This is a genomic window from Stenotrophomonas sp. 82F1, from assembly GCF_056861525.1.
In genome coordinates this window covers 26,173-44,181 of record NZ_JBSPUD010000018.1, presented here as the reverse complement: position 1 = coordinate 44,181, position 18,009 = coordinate 26,173, and the positions used below count along the sequence as shown (strand labels likewise).

The 18,009-nt window shown below is 64.3% G+C and carries 20 protein-coding genes; 9 read left to right on the top strand and 11 right to left on the bottom strand.

The genetic code is table 11. From position 1 onward, the window contains the following. From AC13GI_RS16135 to AC13GI_RS16125, 3 genes are all read left to right on the top strand, one after another. Complete coding sequence (locus tag AC13GI_RS16135; RefSeq protein WP_482996821.1) at positions 1-3,411, top strand: XVIPCD domain-containing protein; 3,411 nt, start codon at positions 1-3, stop codon at positions 3,409-3,411. A gap of 167 nt (positions 3,412-3,578) precedes the next feature. Then, the gene (locus AC13GI_RS16130) at positions 3,579-3,989 is read left to right on the top strand and encodes a hypothetical protein (RefSeq protein WP_482996820.1); all 411 of its coding nucleotides are present in this window, start codon (positions 3,579-3,581) and stop codon (positions 3,987-3,989) included. Between the two features lie 88 nt (positions 3,990-4,077). Next, complete coding sequence (locus AC13GI_RS16125; RefSeq protein ID WP_482996819.1) at positions 4,078-4,860, top strand: 3-hydroxybutyrate dehydrogenase; 783 nt, start codon at positions 4,078-4,080, stop codon at positions 4,858-4,860. Here AC13GI_RS16125 and AC13GI_RS16120 read toward each other — a convergent pair. The 6 genes from AC13GI_RS16120 to AC13GI_RS16095 all read right to left on the bottom strand — a co-directional run bounded on the left by AC13GI_RS16120 (position 4,857) and on the right by AC13GI_RS16095 (position 8,309). Continuing rightward, entirely contained in the window at positions 4,857-5,621 is a 765-nt protein-coding gene (locus tag AC13GI_RS16120) for a COG4705 family protein (protein WP_482996818.1), read from the bottom strand. The genes AC13GI_RS16125 and AC13GI_RS16120 overlap by 4 nt on opposite strands. 189 nt (positions 5,622-5,810) lie before the next feature. After that, entirely contained in the window at positions 5,811-6,338 is a 528-nt protein-coding gene (locus AC13GI_RS16115; RefSeq protein ID WP_482996817.1) for a hypothetical protein, read from the bottom strand. A 119-nt stretch (positions 6,339-6,457) separates the two neighbouring features. After that, entirely contained in the window at positions 6,458-6,898 is a 441-nt protein-coding gene (locus AC13GI_RS16110) for a chemotaxis protein CheW (RefSeq protein WP_482996816.1), read from the bottom strand. 171 nt (positions 6,899-7,069) lie between these two features. Further along, positions 7,070-7,528 carry an SRPBCC family protein gene (locus AC13GI_RS16105; protein ID WP_482996815.1) on the bottom strand — a complete coding sequence of 153 codons (459 nt, stop codon included), beginning with the start codon at positions 7,526-7,528 and terminating at the stop codon, positions 7,070-7,072. A 2-nt stretch (positions 7,529-7,530) separates the two neighbouring features. Beyond that, entirely contained in the window at positions 7,531-7,845 is a 315-nt protein-coding gene (locus tag AC13GI_RS16100; RefSeq protein ID WP_100436164.1) for an ArsR/SmtB family transcription factor, read from the bottom strand. Positions 7,846-7,853: 8 nt separating this feature from the next. Next, positions 7,854-8,309 carry an SRPBCC family protein gene (locus tag AC13GI_RS16095; RefSeq protein WP_482996814.1) on the bottom strand — a complete coding sequence of 152 codons (456 nt, stop codon included), beginning with the start codon at positions 8,307-8,309 and terminating at the stop codon, positions 7,854-7,856. A gap of 165 nt (positions 8,310-8,474) precedes the next feature. Here AC13GI_RS16095 and AC13GI_RS16090 point away from each other — a divergent pair, with 165 nt between their 5' ends. Then, complete coding sequence (locus AC13GI_RS16090) at positions 8,475-8,999, top strand: GNAT family N-acetyltransferase (RefSeq protein ID WP_482996813.1); 525 nt, start codon at positions 8,475-8,477, stop codon at positions 8,997-8,999. A gap of 12 nt (positions 9,000-9,011) precedes the next feature. On the opposite strand, the gene AC13GI_RS16085 is transcribed toward AC13GI_RS16090, so the two are convergent. Next, on the bottom strand, positions 9,012-9,467 hold the full coding sequence (locus AC13GI_RS16085; RefSeq protein ID WP_482996812.1) for a MarR family winged helix-turn-helix transcriptional regulator: 456 nt from the start codon (positions 9,465-9,467) through the stop codon (positions 9,012-9,014). 70 nt (positions 9,468-9,537) lie between these two features. Between AC13GI_RS16085 and AC13GI_RS16080 the strand changes: the two genes are divergently transcribed. Both AC13GI_RS16080 and AC13GI_RS16075 read left to right on the top strand, forming a co-directional pair. Next, complete coding sequence (locus AC13GI_RS16080) at positions 9,538-10,644, top strand: FAD-dependent oxidoreductase (protein WP_482996811.1); 1,107 nt, start codon at positions 9,538-9,540, stop codon at positions 10,642-10,644. Between the two features lie 118 nt (positions 10,645-10,762). After that, entirely contained in the window at positions 10,763-12,532 is a 1,770-nt protein-coding gene (locus AC13GI_RS16075; RefSeq protein WP_482996810.1) for an oleate hydratase, read from the top strand. A gap of 93 nt (positions 12,533-12,625) precedes the next feature. On the opposite strand, the gene AC13GI_RS16070 is transcribed toward AC13GI_RS16075, so the two are convergent. After that, positions 12,626-13,465, bottom strand: a complete 840-nt coding sequence (locus AC13GI_RS16070; RefSeq protein ID WP_482996809.1) for an oxidoreductase — start codon at positions 13,463-13,465, stop codon at positions 12,626-12,628. A gap of 101 nt (positions 13,466-13,566) precedes the next feature. Between AC13GI_RS16070 and AC13GI_RS16065 the strand changes: the two genes are divergently transcribed. From AC13GI_RS16065 to AC13GI_RS16055, 3 genes are all read left to right on the top strand, one after another. Then, positions 13,567-14,520: an AraC family transcriptional regulator gene (locus tag AC13GI_RS16065; protein ID WP_482996808.1), complete on the top strand. Its 954-nt coding sequence runs from the start codon at positions 13,567-13,569 to the stop codon at positions 14,518-14,520. A gap of 127 nt (positions 14,521-14,647) precedes the next feature. Continuing rightward, the gene (locus AC13GI_RS16060) at positions 14,648-15,235 is read left to right on the top strand and encodes a TetR/AcrR family transcriptional regulator (RefSeq protein WP_482996807.1); all 588 of its coding nucleotides are present in this window, start codon (positions 14,648-14,650) and stop codon (positions 15,233-15,235) included. Between the two features lie 90 nt (positions 15,236-15,325). After that, on the top strand, positions 15,326-15,829 hold the full coding sequence (locus AC13GI_RS16055) for a hypothetical protein (RefSeq protein WP_482996806.1): 504 nt from the start codon (positions 15,326-15,328) through the stop codon (positions 15,827-15,829). A 108-nt stretch (positions 15,830-15,937) separates the two neighbouring features. Here the strand turns inward: AC13GI_RS16055 and AC13GI_RS16050 are convergent, their stop codons facing one another. The 3 genes from AC13GI_RS16050 to ftrA all read right to left on the bottom strand — a co-directional run bounded on the left by AC13GI_RS16050 (position 15,938) and on the right by ftrA (position 17,685). Next, a complete protein-coding gene (locus tag AC13GI_RS16050; protein WP_482996805.1) occupies positions 15,938-16,222 on the bottom strand; it encodes a type II toxin-antitoxin system RelE/ParE family toxin in 285 nt (94 codons plus the stop codon). Then, the gene (locus AC13GI_RS16045; protein ID WP_380657856.1) at positions 16,219-16,503 is read right to left on the bottom strand and encodes a CopG family ribbon-helix-helix protein; all 285 of its coding nucleotides are present in this window, start codon (positions 16,501-16,503) and stop codon (positions 16,219-16,221) included. The genes AC13GI_RS16050 and AC13GI_RS16045 overlap by 4 nt, the downstream gene beginning before the upstream one ends. A 180-nt stretch (positions 16,504-16,683) precedes the next feature. Beyond that, positions 16,684-17,685 carry a transcriptional regulator FtrA gene (ftrA, locus tag AC13GI_RS16040; RefSeq protein WP_100552342.1) on the bottom strand — a complete coding sequence of 334 codons (1,002 nt, stop codon included), beginning with the start codon at positions 17,683-17,685 and terminating at the stop codon, positions 16,684-16,686. Positions 17,686-18,009: the final 324 nt, after the last annotated feature.

The window sequence follows — 18,009 nt, the reverse complement described above, 5'->3', positions numbered from 1 at the left end:
ATGCCCAACTACCGTACGCACCTCCAGGATCACCATGCCATCGAGCAGCAGACGCTCAATAACAGTCCACTGCTTGCCAAGCTGCAGAAGGCGGGAACATTCGATATCCACGCCGCAGAGAACCGCCTCTTCCTACCCGCCGACCCTCGGTTTGCTCATGCTTTAGGGGTCACCCCCCATAGTGGCGGTCCGCTTCGCGCCTATCAGCAGGGAATGCTAAACAGCTTAGATGAGTTGCAGCAAACTCGCGACGGGCAGGCCGCTTTGGAAGGGGATCCGTCAGCGATAGATCGGATCATCAGGCGCGTGGAGCAGCTTCGCGACACGGTCAAAGTCGGCCTGATCAACGGCGACTTGAACACCAACACTCCCCTTGGTCAAACCCCTGCGGAGACCACTCAAAGGGTCCGTTACTTCTTCGACAACATCCCCGCTTACTACCAGACCCACGCTCAGCAGATCGAGTCCTTGAAGGGCTTCAACGGCGTGGACCACGGCTGGGGCGCCATCGTGCATACCGAGCCGCGGATCGTCACTTCGCTGCATCAGTTCCAGGTCGATACCCGGCCGATCATTCGCGGTGGCAACATAGAACTGCAGCGCAGCGGGTTGTCGCTGGCCATTGCCAATGCCCACTACGATGGCCGTGTGAGCATGTCTCCCGGCGGCATCCTGGTAGTAGAGCGCACCCTGGGTGAGGAAGCGGCCTATCGCATTCGTGTACCGCGTGCACAGCAGGGCTTCGCCTCGATGGACCTGCTTCTCGGCGAAGCCTCGGCCAGCCCGCTGATCCGTGCCGGTGGTCTGTTGGCCTCTGGCGCCGATGCCGTTATGACGACGTGTCGCGTGTCCGAGCTGCTGCAGCAAGGCAATGGCACAGCCGCGCAGTCTGAGTTCAACCATGCACTCGCACGCAGTGGTGGCGGTTGGATGGGCGGCGTGGCAACGGCCTCGGTCATTGGTACGTCGAGCTTCGTGCCGGCGGCGGTGGTCGCTGCCGATGCGCTGTTCATGAGCAAGGCCTTCGACAAAGGCGCTGATCTGCTCGACAACCGCGCCGTCTACCGCCAGGAAGACAGTGCGCATGTGCAGTGGGAGTTCAACGGCCGCAACTGGCAGCGCGAAGCGAAGATGGCGCGTGCGGCCGATGGTTTGCCCGACGCCGCCGAGCATAGTGTCGGCGCCAGCTATGAGAAGGCGCGTGAGTTGGGTGCCAAAGCCAGTGTGCGTGCCGTAGAGCTGGCACTGGGCAAAGCACATGAGCCGCAGAATCCCTTCAGCATCCCGGCAGGGCCGCAGGATGTGAAAGGTCTGGACAATCAGAACTGGCAGCGTGATCCGCAGACCGAGCAGTGGACCCGTCAGGTGAAGACGGCCGTGGTAGGCGCCAACGACCGTGGCGTGTACGAATCCCAGATCGCCACGCCGGAGCGCGCTGCAGAACTGAACCAGCAGGCGGTGCAGCGTATCGAAGACAACATTGCCCATGGCAAGGCCGCGATCGCGGCCAGCTATCTGGAAACCCGCGCCGCCACCCGTGCCAGCGATTTCGTGCCGTTGGTACCCGATGCTGTGGAGACTGCGCGCGCCCGGCCCGATGCCATCCTGGGTTCGGACAATACGATGTACCAGCGCGACACCACCGGGCAGTGGAACCATGATGGCAAGGTGGCCCAAGGGAACCTTGCGTTGGAACTGGAGCTGACACGCACGATCCAGCAACCCTCGCTGGAACGGTTCGAGCGCACGGTGGCTGCACTGGAAGCCCGGCCTCCGCCGACCAACGCCGAACTGAACCAATACGAGCAGCGCCATGCCTATGCCTCGGCGGGCGTTGCGCCAACGCCAGTGTGGCAGGAGGCGATCGCGTTGGCCACGGCGCGCACGCGTGAGCAGCACGGCATTACCGGCGCTACGATGCAGGAGCTGGGTCCTGCCGTTGACGGCCATGCCGGCGAATCCCGGCCGATCACGCACTACCAGGTGGGGCAGGACGGCGTGGCCCGACCGGTGGCGGTGACCACCACCGAGGAGCTGCAGGCGGCATGGGGGGAAGTACGTGCACGTGCAGGCGAGCAGCAGGCACCTGTGCCGGAAACCCCGGAGCTGCGCATCGCTGCGTTGTCACCGCGCGAGCAGGAGGCTTACCAGCAAGCGCTGCAGGAGGCCAATCGCCAGGGCGCAGCCACCGTGGATGCGGGACAGGCGGCGCTGGCGGCAGCGCAGCACGTAAGCGGCAGTGCAACGGCACCTTCCGATGCGCTTGAAGCGGTGGAGGCGGCTCAGCGCGAAGATGCGCTGCATCGGCCGCTGGCCCCTGCTGAACCGGTTGCGGCTGCACCGCCGCTGGTAATGCGGCCACCACCGGAGCCCAAACCCGAAGCTGCTGTAACCAAGCAACCTGCGGAGCCGGACACCGCATCGTCATCCGGCCAGTTCGAGGCTGAGCATCGGCGCGACACGTATGCAGCAGAAGTGCGGCACCCGCCGTCGCTCGCTGCAACGGGTATGCCAGCGGTCACGCACGGCACTGCCATGCACAACGCGGCCACGCCCGAACCGACCCGAATTCCTACGCCCGATCCGGTGCTGCGGCAGGTGAACGCATTGCCCCGCATCACCGAGTCAGCGCAGCAGACTGGCCCGGCAGCGCATGAACCCTTTGCCCATGCCATGCCGCCGGAAGCGCAGCCCTCGGCAACGCCTCCGCAGGAAAGTACTTCGCAGCAAGTTGAAAGATGCCATGAGGTGCAGCCAACCACCGAATCATTGCCGTCACCCGCCACGCAGCACGCGTCCATCGAACGGCCCACTGCCGACCATGCAGAGACGTTGCCTGAAAACGAGCAATCCCTCATGCAGGTCCCGGTTGCGCCGGTGACTGCATGGGCTGAGCCCACGACCGCTCCGACCACGCATCCGGCCTATGCAGTGGCGAGCGATGCCGATCCGGTGCAGGTCGCTCGCGATGAGAAGCCCGATCCCACCCGCCCGGGCCACACCGACCACGCGCTCTACCAGCAGATCTGCGAGGGGGTGCAAGCCTTGGATGCCAAGCACGGACGCAGATTCGACGCGACCAGCGAGCGGATGGCAGCCAGCCTGCTGGTGCTGGCCAAGGACAACGATCTGGAGCGGGTCGACCACGTGCTGTTGAGCAACGCCACTGCAGACAAGCCGGCCGGGCATACCCTGTTCGTGGCGCAGGGCGAACCAGGCAACCCGGCTCACCTGCGGGCTGCGATGCCGACGGAACTGGCTGCACAGACCTCGGTGGAAGAGTCGATGCAGCAGTTCGACGTGGTGAGCCAAGAGGCCCATCAACGGGCTCTGGCCAATCAACTTGAGCAGCAGATGGAAGATCAGCGGGTACAACACGATATCCAGATTCGCGCTGCCAGTGGCGGGTGAAACTGGGTCTTTCTCATCCGCAGTTTGGCCTGTCCTACCTTGGGCTCAGCCAACCAGCATTCCAATCCTGTCATCGGTGTCCAGATCATTTGGCAGGGGTGTCGAAGTGCTTGGCTATATGTGTGTGGGTCTACTGCTGCTTGATCGCCTGAGTGGAGGAGCAATTCATGAGTGATTGGAGCCGCGTCACTGTAACCTTCGCAGAACCGATAGTGTACGAGGGGCGTCCAGGGTCCACAGGTCGGGAGTTTCACGTCAACTTGGGCGAGCTTGGGATCCGCCCCAGTGGCTATTCCTTGATAGATCGCTTCAACCTTCCCCTCGTGTCGCATCCGCATGCGCTCGCTGATTGGTCGCGAGAGATCACCGAGGCTGAATATCTCGATCTTGTAGGCCCACCTGACATAGAGTCCATGCTGGCCAAGCATCCCGGCTTGCGAAGGAGGATGGAATGGCGGAGCGAGCCTGGACAGGAAGATCACTGTGGTCAGATTGAGCAGATTTTCCACCTCGTTTCGGAATTCAAGCGAGGCAATCGCGCCCTGCGCTATCGGCTCACCGTTTCCGATATGGGGTGATTCCACGCGGAATTTCCATAGGCTTGTGGCAGGGCTAAGACCGCCACACCGGCTACACTTACTGCCTACGCCCGATGGAAGCTCGCCCATGTTCAATGGAAAAGTCGCGGTAGTTACCGGCTCCACCAGCGGTATCGGTCTTGGCATTGCCACTGCGCTGGCGCGGCAAGGCGCCGACATCGTGCTGAATGGATTTGGCGATGCGCAGGAGATCGAACGCATCCGCTCCGGCCTGGAAGCCGAATTCGGCGTACGGGTGGCGCATGATGGCGCCGACCTTTCGCGTGGCGAGGCAGTGCGGGAGATGGTCGACCGTGCCGTCGCGAAGATGGGGCGCATCGACATCCTGGTGAACAACGCGGGCATCCAGCACACCGCGTCGATCGAGGAGTTTCCCGTAGCGAAGTGGGATGCGATCCTCGCGCTGAATCTCTCGGCGGTGTTCCACTCAACGGCGGCGGCCTTGCCCTACATGAAGCAGCAGGGATCCGGTCGCATCATCAACATCGCGTCGGTGCACGGGCTGGTGGGCTCGGTGAACAAGTCGGCCTATGTGGCGGCCAAGCATGGCGTGGTTGGGTTCACCAAGGTAACGGCGTTGGAGAACGCGGGCACGGGCATCACCGCCAATGCCATCTGCCCGGGGTGGGTGCGAACGGCGCTGGTCGAGCAGCAGATCACGGCATTGGCGGAGCGCGAGGGAACGGATCAGGAGTCCGCGGCTCGCGCGCTGCTGGCCGAGAAGCAGCCCTCATTGCAGTTCGTGACGCCTGAGCAGCTGGGGGAGATGGTGGTGTTCCTGGCCTCGGATGCCGCGGCCCAGATCACCGGCACGGCGCTACCGGTGGATGGGGGCTGGACCGCCCGTTAGTTTGCCGGTTGCGCGCGTCGCTGCAGCATCGGCACCGCCACCAGCGTTACCAGGATGGTGAACAGCACCAGCGACGAACCGACCGTACCGAAGCCCAGGCCGCCCTTTTCCATCGGCTTGGTGAGCAGGTCGCCGAAGGTCGCTCCGAACGGACGCGTCAGCACGAATGCGATCCAGAACAGCACCACCCGGTTGACGCCTTTGATGCGGGTGGCCAGCGCGGTAAGCGCGATGAGGCTGCCGATCAGCAGCGCGCCGCCGGTGAAGCCCAGCCCGGAATCATCAGCGAGGAAATCGCCCAACGCGGTGCCGAGCGTGTTGGAAAACAGCACGGCGGTCCAGTAGAAGCCTTCGGCGCGGCGTGACTCGATGTGGCTGACCGAGATCGACTTTTCCGATAGCCGCCACGCCAGCAGTACGAGCGCCAGACAGCCGGCCAGCAGGCTGGCACCAGTGGCGTAGCCCAGCCCCAGCGTGCGGTCGATCAGGTCGGACATGGTGGTGCCGGCGGTGCTGGTAGCCAACACGACCGACCAGAACAGCAGCGGGTGGAAGCGCCGCGCCGACAGCTGCACGGCCAGCAGGCCAGCGAAGAGGGTCAACAGGATGGCCGAGCTGGCCACATAACCCAGATTGAGCGTCATCGACAGCAGGTCGCCGGCGGTCTCGCCGAGGGTGGTGGCGGCGATCTTCATCACCCAGAAGCCGAGGGTGACCGCCGCCACTTTGCTGTGCAGGGAACCTGCGTCTAAAGCGCTCATCGAGGATTGCCTGGATTGTCTGCAGGCGATGCTGTGATGGGTGCCGTCGGAGGGCGGTCGGAAGCGGGTTTGGCGTGAGTGAGTGCGAGGGCAGCGTTCAGCCGGCGGCCAGTGCCTCGGCCAAGCAGGGGTTTTCTCGCCATCGGAGCGGAGACGCCTCAGGATCGCAAGCGATCCTGAGGCCCTCTTCTAGTTCACGTTAAGTCGTGACAATGTCCCAGCAGCCGGGGTGATCTCAACCCTGCGCACGCAACCGAACTCCGTGCCCTTGAACCAGAATGCGATGACTGAATCTCCCACTTGGGTTCCGAGCGTATTCCATTCAAGATCACTCGCGGCGTGATTTATCACCAGAATGCTGGGATACCGTTTGCGGATCGAAGAGAACGGTATGCAACTGCCTGAAAGATCGAATGAAACCGCATCGGCATGATTGTTCTTGCCCATCACAACAGCGACGTTATCGGCAAACAGTGACGGGCCAATCTCCGCGCGCCGTGCTTGTGCTGCATTTGAGCTGGAGATATCTGTGCGTGCAATGGAAGGGGGAATGAGCTTCTGCAGATCACGCCCATCGCCTGGTAACGCAATGGCAATTCTCTCTGTCAGGCTCCAGAACTTCTGCTGTGCCTCTGGAATCGCCTTCGGCTCGGAGGCCGAAACGCCGGAGGAGAACATTGCGGCTGAAAATACTAGTGCACTTGTGAAGAATCTCATCGTGCAGACTGCCTCCGGAGTATGATCACAGCAAGCATGGTAGCCCCGCGCCACGACGGCGATTGTGGCCGCTGTGCTCGCCGGGCATGGCCCGGCGCTAGCGTGTGGGGTTACCAGCGTTACCGAAGCCGTGCGGGATCGATCAGGGGAATCTCGCCGAGGGCGCCCAACGCGATGCGATGGCTGCAGAACGCGAACGGTGTGCCGTTGGTGGGCTGCATCTTAGACCGTGGCACGCTTTCGATGTCCCGCACTTCGTCCACGGCCAGAGCGAAGGTCTCCGCGCCGGCCTGCACCAGCAGCATGGTCGGGCAGCCATGGGCGAACCCGCTCAAACCAATGGCTTGGCGCAGGTCGACCACCGGCAGGGCGTGGCCGCGCACGGTGAGGTGCGGGCACGTACCACTGCCGGGGCGATCAAAGGTTTCCGGGCCGCGGATTTCAATCGCGGCTTCGACATCGATGGCAAACAGGTGGGTACCGGCCCGCACAACAACAACTTCAATGAAGGCCGGCGACGACGGGGCCGGTTCACCGGCCGAAGGGGAAGAGGGCTGCAAGAGGAACCTGTGGAAGGGTATTTAGACTGCGTCGCAATGATGCCGTGTTGACGTGGTGTAACGCGTGCTTGACGGGTGAGCGGCCAACACGCGTTGCATGCGTCGTTCAGCGGAATCAAGGTGCCTTCACGGGTTGGCTTGGGCCGGGGGATTGCCAGCCATGGGCTGGCATTACTGGGGTTTGGCGAAGACGTCCAGGCCTTTGCCGGTTTCCAGCAGCGACTTCAGGCTCGACAGCACGATCGGCCAGCCCTGACGGATGCCGGTATCCATGCCGCTACCCGGTTCCAGCTCGTCATGGGTCACCGTCAGCTTGACCATGTCCTCATAGGGCACGATCTCGAACGTCACCCGGCTGTAGGCCTTCGGGTTGTCTGCCTGCGAGGCGGCTGCCCAGGTGATCACCAGCCGCGAGGGTGGGGTGTTTTCCACCACTTCGCCCACCAGCTCGACCTTGCGTTCGTCGTTGGCGCGCACGTGTTGCCAGCGCGACCCGGGCTTCCAGTCCGATACGTTTTCATGGCCCCAGTAGGTGCGGGCAATCTCCGGTCGGGTGATGGCCTCGAACACCTTCTGCGGCGTGGAGGCGATATAGATCACGTGGATGAAACGGGTGGATTCAACGCTCATCGTCATTCTCCTTCCAGTTCCTGTTTGAGGTCATGCAGCAGGCTCAGGCGCTGCTGCTCGAACTTGCTTACCCAGCGCGTATAGACGTCGTGCAGCGGCACTGGGTTGATGAAGTGCAGCTTCTCGCGGCCGCGCCTGACGGTGCTGATCAGGTTGGCGTCTTCCAGCAGGCCAAGGTGCTGGGTGACCGATTGCCGGGCCATCTGCAGGTGCTCGCAGAGCTGCCCGAGCGTCTGCCCGTTGCGCTCGCACAGCAGGTCCAGCAGCGTGCGGCGCGTGGGGTCGGCCAGTGCCTTGAACACCTTGTCTGCATCCATGGGGGCCTTCAGTTCCAGTTGTCGATCTTGATGTCGTGCGGGCTGGGCTGGCCGTGGCCGGTTTCCAACAGGGATTTCAGGCTCATCAGGAAGATGGTCCACTTGGTGCTGCAGTGGTGCATGAATTCCACGCGTTCTTTCCAGCCTTCGTGAGTGAACAGCACGATGCAGTAGTCGCCGTCCTGGTGCAGGGCGAAACGCGCGGTGGTGCCGATCCATTCCGGTGGGCCGTCGATGAATTCCCACAGCACCAGCTCGTTGGGCTGCAGTTGCAGCAGCTTCATCTGCATGGCGCCGATCTGCACGCCGTTGGCGGTGAAGCGGGAGGTGACGGTGCCGCCGGGGTGGCGGTCGCCGGTGGTGTCTTCGGCCCACCAGGCGGCGATGCCTTCGGGGCTGACCAGGGCCTGGTAGACCTGGGCCGATGGGGCGTTGACGCCGACTCTATGTGCGATATCCACCATGACTGCGGCTCCACGGTGGGCGGCGGGGTGCCGTCCGTGGGATCACAATAGGCAGGTAAATGCCTGCATGTCAAGTGCGATGGTGAGGCGCGGGGTCGATACACTGGGTGCTTGCCAGGCATGGCCTGGCACTACTGGATTTGCGGGACGTCAGGGAGTGCGTGCGTGACTGAAGTTGGAAAGGACATCTTGAACATCCGTCGCGCCAGTGTGGCCGATGCGGCTGCGGTGCTGGGCTTGTTCGATGAGGTGATTGCGTGGTTCGTGGCCATCGGCAATCCGCAGCAGTGGGGCACCGAGCCGTGGTCGTCCATTCCGCGCCGTATCACCCAGGTGACCGATGCCTGCGCACTGCCCGGTGCGTGGGTGGCGGAAACCGCGCAGGGTGAGGTGCGCGCGTTCCTGGCGTTGGGTGAGGCCATGCCGTATGTGCCTGCGGCGACCGAACCCGAGTTGTACGTACGCGCGCTGATTGCTTCGCGCGATGCGCGGGTGCGTGGTATCGGTCGTCGCTTGATGGCGTTCGCCGACGAGCAGGCTCGCGCGGCGGGATTGGATTACCTGCGCGTGGATTGCTATGGCGGTGGCAGTGGCGAGCTGGTGCGCTTCTACGAATCGTGCGGTTACGAGCGGCTGTCGACCTTCAACGTGGATGGCTGGCCGGGACAGGTGTTGGGCCGTCGTCTGTGAACTGACGGCGTCTCAGTTCTCTGCGTCCTGCAGCGCCGCATGCAGTTTGTCGGTGATCTGTTGCAGCGCGGCCAGATCGTCGGCTGAGAGGTGGTCGAGGAAATTCCGGCGCACGCTGATGACATGGACCGGCCGTGCTGCGCTCAGCTGCGTGCGGCCTTCTGCGGTCATGCGGATCACCACGACGTTGTCGCTGTCGGTGTCGCGCTCGATCAGGCCGCGGCCGGCCATGCGGGTGAGCTGGTGCGAGAGCCGGGTCTTGTCCCATTCCAGGTAGTCCAGCAGTTCGCGCTGGCGGCGGCAGCGATCCTTTGCCTTGCTCAGTTCCATCAGCACGACGAAGTCCGCACTGGAGAGCCCGGTGCTGCGGGTGATGTCGTGGACGATGCGGCCGGAGGTGATTTCGGCCATGCGTCGGAAGCCGCGCCAGGCGGCCCACTCGTCGGGGGTGATGGTGGGTGGGGTCATGCGCTCACGTTGCACGTGTCCGGTTGACGTGTCAACCGGAACGTTCTACGGTTGATATATCAACCATTCCATGGGCCGCCTCATGCTGCAGCATCCGCGTATCGCCATCATCGGCGGAGGCCCCGCCGGCCTGACCGCCGCCCTCATCCTGCATCGCGGCGGCCACCGCGTGTGCGTGTACGAGGGCGAGTCGTCGGGGCAGCAGCGCACCCAGGGCGGCACGCTGGATCTGCACGAGGATTCCGGCCAGGTGGCGCTGCAGCGCGCCGGTCTGCTGGACGCATTCCGGGCCGTGGCGCGCCACGAGGGACAGGAACAGCGGACAGGCGATCCGTGGACCGGAGAGATTGTCGCCGGTGGATTCGGGCCGGAGGGAAGCATGGACAAGCCGGAGATCGACCGCGGCGACCTGCGCCAGCTGCTGCTGGGTGCGCTGCCGACCGACACGGTGCAGTGGGGCCATTGCCTGACCGAGCTAGTGCTTGCACAGGCAGGCCACCACAGCCTGCGCTTTGCCAACGGCGTGCAGGCCGAGGCGGACATCGTGATCGGTGCCGATGGTGCGTGGTCGAAAGTGCGGGCAGCGCTGAGTGCCTGCCAGCCGTTGCCGACCGGCATTACCTTCTTTGAAGGTTGGATCACGCAGCCTGAGGCGGATATCGGGGCCATGGTGGGGCAGGGCAGCCTGTTCTGCTTTGGCGGCGAGGAGGCGCTGTTCGTGCAGCGCAACAGCGGTGATCGGTTCTGCGTGTATGCGGCGCTGAAGCGGCCTTCTGATTGGCTTGATGCGCAGATCGCGCAGCAAGGCATGCGTGCGCTGGTCACAGGAAGCTACACCGGCTGGGCACCGAACCTGCGGCGGCTGCTGGAGGCGTGCACCGACTTCGTGCGGCGGCCGATCTACAGCCTGCCGGCGGATTTCCGTTGGACACCGCGCAACGGCGTGACGCTGATCGGCGATGCAGCCCATCTGATGCCGCCGGTGGGCGTGGGCGTGAACCTGGCGATGCTGGATGCCTCGGATGTGGCGATGGCGTTGTGCGCGCAGCCGGACGCAGTGACTGCTATCCGCCAGGCCGAAGCGGTGGTCTGCGAGCGCGCCAGTGCGCTGATGCCGGATGCCATCGAGGGGTTCCAACGCTGGTTCACTACCGAAGCGACGGCTGACCGCGGTTGAGCCGCTTGCAACGCAGGGGCAGCAAGCACCTGCGTCACTGCGTCGCAGTCTCTCTGCAGGATGCGGTACATCGGTTCAGCGCTAGAGTGGGCACACCCCATCCAGGAAGGAGACGCGCATGTACTACAGCAGTGGCAACTACGAGGCCTTCGCACGCCCGCGCAAGCCGGCGGGCGTGGACAACAAGACGGCCTGGTTCGTCGGCTCGGGCCTGGCTTCGTTGGCCGGTGCGGCGTTCCTGGTGCGCGATGGGCGCATGCCCGGCGAGCGCATCACCATCCTGGAACAGCAGCAGATTGCTGGTGGCGCGCTCGATGGCCTGAAGGTGCCGGAGAAGGGTTTCGTGATCCGCGGCGGCCGCGAGATGGAAGACCATTTCGAGTGCCTGTGGGATCTGTTCCGCTCGATTCCGTCGCTGGAGATCGACGATGCCAGTGTGCTGGATGAGTTCTACTGGCTGAACAAGGACGACCCGAACTATTCGCTGCAGCGTGCCACCGTCAACCGGGGCGAGGACGCGCATACCGATGGCCTGTTCACCCTGAGCGAGCAGGCGCAGAAGGACATCATCGCGCTGTTCCTGGCCACCCGGCAGGAGATGGAAAACAAGCGCATCAACGAAGTGCTGGGCCGCGATTTCCTCGACAGCAATTTCTGGCTGTACTGGCGCACAATGTTCGCGTTCGAGGAATGGCACTCGGCGCTGGAGATGAAGCTGTACCTGCATCGCTTCATCCACCATATCGGCGGGCTGCCGGACTTCTCTGCGCTGAAGTTCACCAAGTACAACCAGTACGAATCGCTGGTGCTGCCGTTGGTGAAGTGGCTGCAGGAGCGCGGCGTGCAGTTCCAGTACGGCACTGAAGTGACCGATGTGGACTTCGCGCTGCAGGAAGGGCGCAAGCAGGCCACGCGCATCCACTGGACGCAGGATGGCCAGGCCGGTGGCGTCGATCTGGGCGCGGACGATCTGCTGTTCATGACGATCGGCTCGCTTACCGAGAATTCCGACAACGGCGACCACCACACCGCCGCGCGCTTGAATGAAGGCCCGGCACCGGCATGGGACCTGTGGCGGCGCATCGCAGCCAAGGATGCGGCGTTCGGGCACCCGGATGTGTTCGGCGCGCATATAGCGGAAACCAAGTGGGAATCGGCGACGGTGACCACGCTGGACGCGCGCATTCCGGCGTACATCGAGAAGATTGCCAAGCGCGATCCGTTCAGTGGCAGGGTGGTGACCGGCGGCATCGTGAGCGTGCGCGATTCACGCTGGCTGATGAGCTGGACGGTGAACCGCCAGCCGCACTTCAAGAACCAGCCGAAGGACCAGATCGTGGTGTGGGTGTATTCGCTGTTTGTGGATACACCGGGCGATTACGTGAACAAGCCGATGCAGGACTGCACGGGCGAGGAGATCACCCGCGAGTGGCTGTACCACCTGGGTGTGCCGGTGGACGAGATCGACGAGCTGGCGGCGACCGGGGCGAAGACGGTGCCGGTGATGATGCCGTACATCACCGCGTTCTTCATGCCGCGCCAGGCCGGTGACCGCCCGGACGTGGTGCCGGAGGGCGCGGTGAACTTTGCCTTCATCGGCCAGTTTGCCGAATCGAAGCAGCGCGACTGCATCTTCACCACCGAGTATTCGGTGCGTACGCCGATGGAAGCGGTGTACACGCTGCTGGGCATCGAGCGCGGCGTGCCGGAGGTGTTCAATTCCACCTACGACGTGCGCACGCTGCTGGCGGCGACCGGCCGCCTGCGCGATGGCAAGGAACTGGACATTCCGGGACCGGCGTTCCTGCGCAACCTGCTGATGAACAAGCTGGACAAGACCCAGATTGGTGGGTTGCTGCGTGAGTTCAAGCTGGTGCAGGACGACTGAGCGAGCGGGGCGTAGGTAGGGCCGGGCCATGCCCGGCGGTTTCTTTCGGCGCCGCTTCGCTCGCCGGGCATGGCCCGGCGCTACCGCCTGCACTTACATCCCGCCGTCGGTCGAGCGGCTCAGCTGTTCCCAAGCGTCGATGCTGCCGGTCATCGATGTCAGCTTTGCCCGTACCAGCTGCACTGCATCGCTGCCCAGCAGCAGGTGCGTGGGTGGGTTGGGGTTGTCGATCACCTGCAGCATGGCCTGCGCGGCCTTGATCGGGGCGCCCAGCTGATGGCCGCTCTTTTCCTCGCGTGCGCGGCGGATCGGGTCGAACAGTGCGTCGTAGTCGCCGATGCTGCGCGAGGCCCGCACCATCGAACGACCGGCCCAATCGGTGCGGAACGAACCCGGCGCGATAGCGGTCACGTGGATGCCGAACGGCGCGACTTCCTTGCCCAGCACTTCGCTGATGCCTTCCAGCGCGAACTTGCTGCCGCAGTACCAGGCGATGCCGGGCAGGGTGATGAAGCCGCCCATGGAGGTGATGTTGAGGATGTGGCCGCGACGGCGCGCGCGCATGTGCGGCAGCACGGCCTTGATCAGCGCGGCGGGGCCGAAGACGTTCACTTCGAACTGATGGCGCAGTTCGTCCAGCGTGGATTCTTCGAGGATGCCTTCGTGGCCGTAGCCGGCGTTGTTGACCAGCACGTCGATGGCGCCGATGTTGCTTTCGATATCGGTGATGAGTGCATCGATGGTGCCGGCATCGGTGACGTCCAGCAGGCGGCCGAAGGCGCGGCCGGGGGCGAGTGCCTCGAATTGCTGGCGGGCCGATTCGCTGCGCACGGTGCCGACCACGCGATGGCCGGCCAGCAGCGCCTGCTGTGCGAGGGCGCGGCCGAAGCCGCTGCTGACGCCGGTGATGAGGAGGAGGCGGGATACGGTCATGGGCGAGGGCTCGTGGCTGGGGTCTTGCACGTTAGTGGTTGAGTGCGGGGTAGCCCAGGCCTAAGATTCGGTCGTTCTTGCCTATTCCTATGGGGCGCCCGATGCGATTGACCGATGATCCGCTGCAGCATCCCGCACAGGCGCGCATGGTCGGCCTGTTGCAGGCGCTGGCGGTGGACGAGGGCTACACGCTGACGGCACTGCCTGGTGTGCGCCTGCTGCGCTCGAACCGGCCACTGGCGCGCACGCCGGTGCTGTACGACCCGGGCATCGTGATCGTCTGCCAGGGCGTGAAGCGCGGCTATCTGGGCGGGCAGGTCTACCAGTACGACGCGCAGCACTACCTGGCGGTGTCGGTGCCGGTGCCGTTCACCATGGAAACCGAGGCCACGGCGGAGGCGCCGCTGCTGGCGATCTACCTGCATCTGGACCTGCAACTGGCGGCGGATCTGCTGATTGAACTGGGCGAGCGCACCGCCAGCACTGAAGTGCCCGCACAGAGCATGATGTCCAGCCCGATGCAGGGCGCGATGCAGGCCACCGTGCTGCGCTTGCTGGAAGCGCTGGCCGATCCGTTGGAGGCAGACGTGCTGGGGCCCTCGCTGGTGCGCGAGCTGTATTTCCGGGTGCTGACCGGCGCACAGGGTGGGGCGATGCGCGAGGCGCTGGCCATGCGCGGGCGCTTCGGCCGCATCGGCAAAGTGCTGCGGCATATCCATGCGGCCTATTCGACGGCGCTGGATGTTGACGCGCTGGCGGCGCAGGCGGAGATGAGCGTGGCCACGTTCCATGATCACTTCCGCAGCATTACCGGCACCTCGCCGATGCAGTACGTGAAGTCCACGCGGCTGCACCAGGCGCGGCTGCTGATGCTGCGGCAAGGCATGACGGCCGAGGCGGCATCGCTGGCGGTGGGGTACGCCAGCCCGTCGCAGTTCAACCGGGAGTTCAAGCGCCTGTTCGGGTTGCCGCCGGCCGCCGAGGTGGCGCGCATGCGGCGAAGTTTTGCGTTGCCGCCGGCGCCGGCCGATGCGGTGTATGTGTCTTCGCATTGACCGTCTCGTTCGCCGGGCATGGCCCGGCGCTACCTGACACGGGCTTCCCTGGTAGCGCCGGGCCATGCCCGGCGAGCGCAGCGGAGGGCGGTTGACATTGATTCTACCTACTAGTAGGTTTGCACCCATGAAAGAGTCGCTCTCCCCCAAGGCCCACGAGATCCTGGCCCAGGCCCGTTCGCTGCTGGAAGCCGGTGGCTACAACGGTTTCAGCTACGCCGACGTGTCCGCGCGGGTGAACATCAGCAAGGCCAGCATCCACCACCATTTCCCCAGCAAGGCCGACCTGGTGCGTACGGTGGTGGAGCTGTACCGGGCGGAGGCACGCGAGGGCCTGGCGCTGCTGGACCGGCAGCTGGGCGACCCGCTGCAGGAGCTCAATGCGTACGTGGACTACTGGTCGGCCTGCATTGCCGGTGGCACGGCGTCGTTCTGCATCTGCACGATGCTGGCCGCCGAGATGCCGATGATTCCGCTGGAAGTTGCCGACGAAGTGCGCGGGCACTTCGAGGATCTGACCAGCTGGCTGACCGTGACGCTGGAAAAGGGTGTGGCCCGCGGCCAGCTGCGTCTGCAGGGTACGCCCGCGGACGAGGCGAAGGCCTTCATGGCGTCGGTGCATGGCGCGATGCTGGCTGCACGCGGCTTTGGTGATGCAGCGACGTTCGCGGCGCTGGCACGGTTGTCGATTGCCCGGGTGAGCGCGGCGGTCTGAGTGATTCCCGGAAGGCCTGCGCGAAGCGGGTCTTCTTTTTGTCCGTAATGCCTACCTACTAGTAGGTTAATAATTCCAGCAGAGGTTGCCATGAGTCATCCGCTGTCTCCCCTGGGCGTCGTGCACACCGCGATCAGCCTGATTCCCATCGTCGCCGGCGTTTACGGATTCATCCGCCATCGCGCCATTGATCCGGCTACCCGCGCGGGCAAGCTCTATCTGCTGGGATTGGTGCTGTCGGTGGTGACGTCATTCACCGTCTCCAGCACCGGGGGCCTCAATCCAGGCCATGCGTTTGGTGTGGTGATCCTGCTGATTGCATTCGGTGGCGTGCTGGCGGCGCGGCTGCGGTTCCTTGGCCGGTTGGCGCCTTATCTGTCGACGTTCGCGCTGTCTTTCAGCTTCCTGCTGTCGCTGGTGCCGGGCGTGAATGAAACGCTGACGCGACTGCCGGTGGCGCATCCGATTGCCGCGGCACCATTGGCGCCGGTGATCCTGCAGACGCTGCTGGGATGTGCAGCGGTGTTTGCGATCGGCTTCGTGGCGCAGTGCTGGCGGATTCATGCACGGCAGCGGGTAGCGTCAAGCCGTTGAGTTCGTTCCTGTGCAGACCTTCAGATTGGCGGTTTCCGTTGGCCTGTCCACAAGAAGGTTCACCCGCTGTGGCAAGCAGGTCCAACTTTTCCGTCAATGCGGGGGGAATCAGTTGCGCTCCGCATGAGCACGTGCGGTGTGCAGCAGGCGAAGCACCCGCACCTGCGTATCGACGATGTCGTACACAAGAATGTAATTGGAATGAAGCACCCATTCACGGGTGTTTGCTACCCGGCCATTCCTGCCGATGTTTGGATGCTCACCGAGCCGGGCGGACTTTTGGCCGAACAGCGTGTCCAGCGCCAAGGCGGCAGCCGGATTATCCGCTTCGATGAATGCATAGATTGACTCGCGATCCTCGATTGCCTGCGTTGTCCAGAGCAGTTCTTTCACCTCGATTTTTCGAGCCTGCGCTTGGTCGCCGCTCGGCGTGCGGCAAATCTGGCCTCAACCTCGGCTGCGGGTATCAGGTGCCCGGCATCTGCGGCCTCCAATCCGACCTGAACCTGCTCGCGGATGCGCGCTTCCTGCTCGCTGTCCTCCTGTTGCTGCACAAAGGCGCGCATGAAATCACGAAGTAGTTGCGCACTGGTGCGGTCCCGCGCCTTTGCGGCATTGCCGAAGGCTTCCTTCAGTGATTCGTCCACACGGAATGTGAAAGTTGCTTCGTTCACGGCGTTGTCTTCATGTGTTACATGGTATGTACACCGTAGCACGGCTGATCCTTTGGACCATGAACGGCTGCGGGGCACGGCCCGCCGAGGACTTCTGCTCGAGTCGGATTGCTCGAACCCGAGGCTACAGCGCCTGCAGCGCTCACGCGAGGCTGTAAGCGTCAAGCGCTTCCGGCCCTATCAACAACCCACGAGCCGGTCGGCGCTGATGCCACTGCGGTGCTGGTTGCGGTATTCGATGGGGCTGGCGTCGACCATGCCACGGAAGTGCCGACGGAACGATTCCTGCGAACCGAAGCCCGCCTGTTCGGCCACCCATTGCAGTGGCCGATCGGTGGTTTCCAGCAGCTCGCGGGCGTAGGCCACGCGTTCGCGGATGAGCCAGTCGATGGGCGACAGGCCGGTGGCTTCGAGGAACTGGCGCTGCAGGGTGCGCTGGCTCAGCGCGGCCTGTTCGGCGAGGCTGCCCAGCGAATGCGGCTCGCGCAGATTGCGCCGCATCCATTCCATCAGTTTCGCCAGCCGCGTGGGCTCGCCCAGCGGGATCGCGCGGCTGACGCGCTGGCTGCGTTCGGCATCGCGCCACGGCGCCAGCACCAGCCGCTCCGCTACGAGGTTGGCCACGCGTGCACCGTAATCCTTGCGCACCATGTGCAGCATCATGTCCATGCCGGTGGCCGACCCGGCCGAGGTGATGATGCTGCCGGCGTCCACATACAGCACGTCGTCGCGTACGTGGATGCGCGGGAACTCGCGGGCCAGTGTTTCGGTGAGCCGCCAGTGGGTGGTGGCCTGGCGGCCATCGAGCAGACCAGCCCACGCGAGCACGAACGCGCCGGAGCAGATGGAGGTGATGCGGGCGCCGCGCGCATGGGCGCGGGTGAGGGCATCGAGCAGGGCCTGCGGTGGGCGCTCGCTGGGTTCGCGCCAGCCGGGAATGACGATGATGTCGGCGTCGTCGACCGCACTCAGATCGTAGGGCAGCTGTACCTGTGCGCTGCCGAGCATGCGCAGTGCACCGGGCTCGCCAGCGCAGAGCTGGGTGCGGTACCAGGCCACGCCCAGTTCGGGGCGGATGGGTGCGAACAGGCCGACCGCGCAGCCGAATTCGAACAGGCCCTGGCCGTGGCAGGCCACGATGGCGACGGTGGGCGCGTTCGGTTCGGCAGGCAGGGTGGGCATGGCTTGATGCTACCGACGCAGGCGCGTGCCGCTGAGTGGCGCGCGGGCATGAGGTGATACCGGCGGGGTATATGGAGCGGTCGCTCCCTTCTTGTAGAGCCGAGCCCACGCTCGGCTCAATACCGGAAGGGGTGGATGCATTCTGACGCGGTCGCGAAGAGCAGCCGAGCGTGGGCTCGGCTCTACAGACAGTAGTGCACCGGCGCGGCCGCCTAACCTCATTACCAGCAGTCATGTGGCTGGCGCGATGTGACGGTCACATGACGCGATATCCGCTGTTGCGCGTTGGGCGTGGGCCCTTGAATGGAGGTGTGTCTCCGGCCC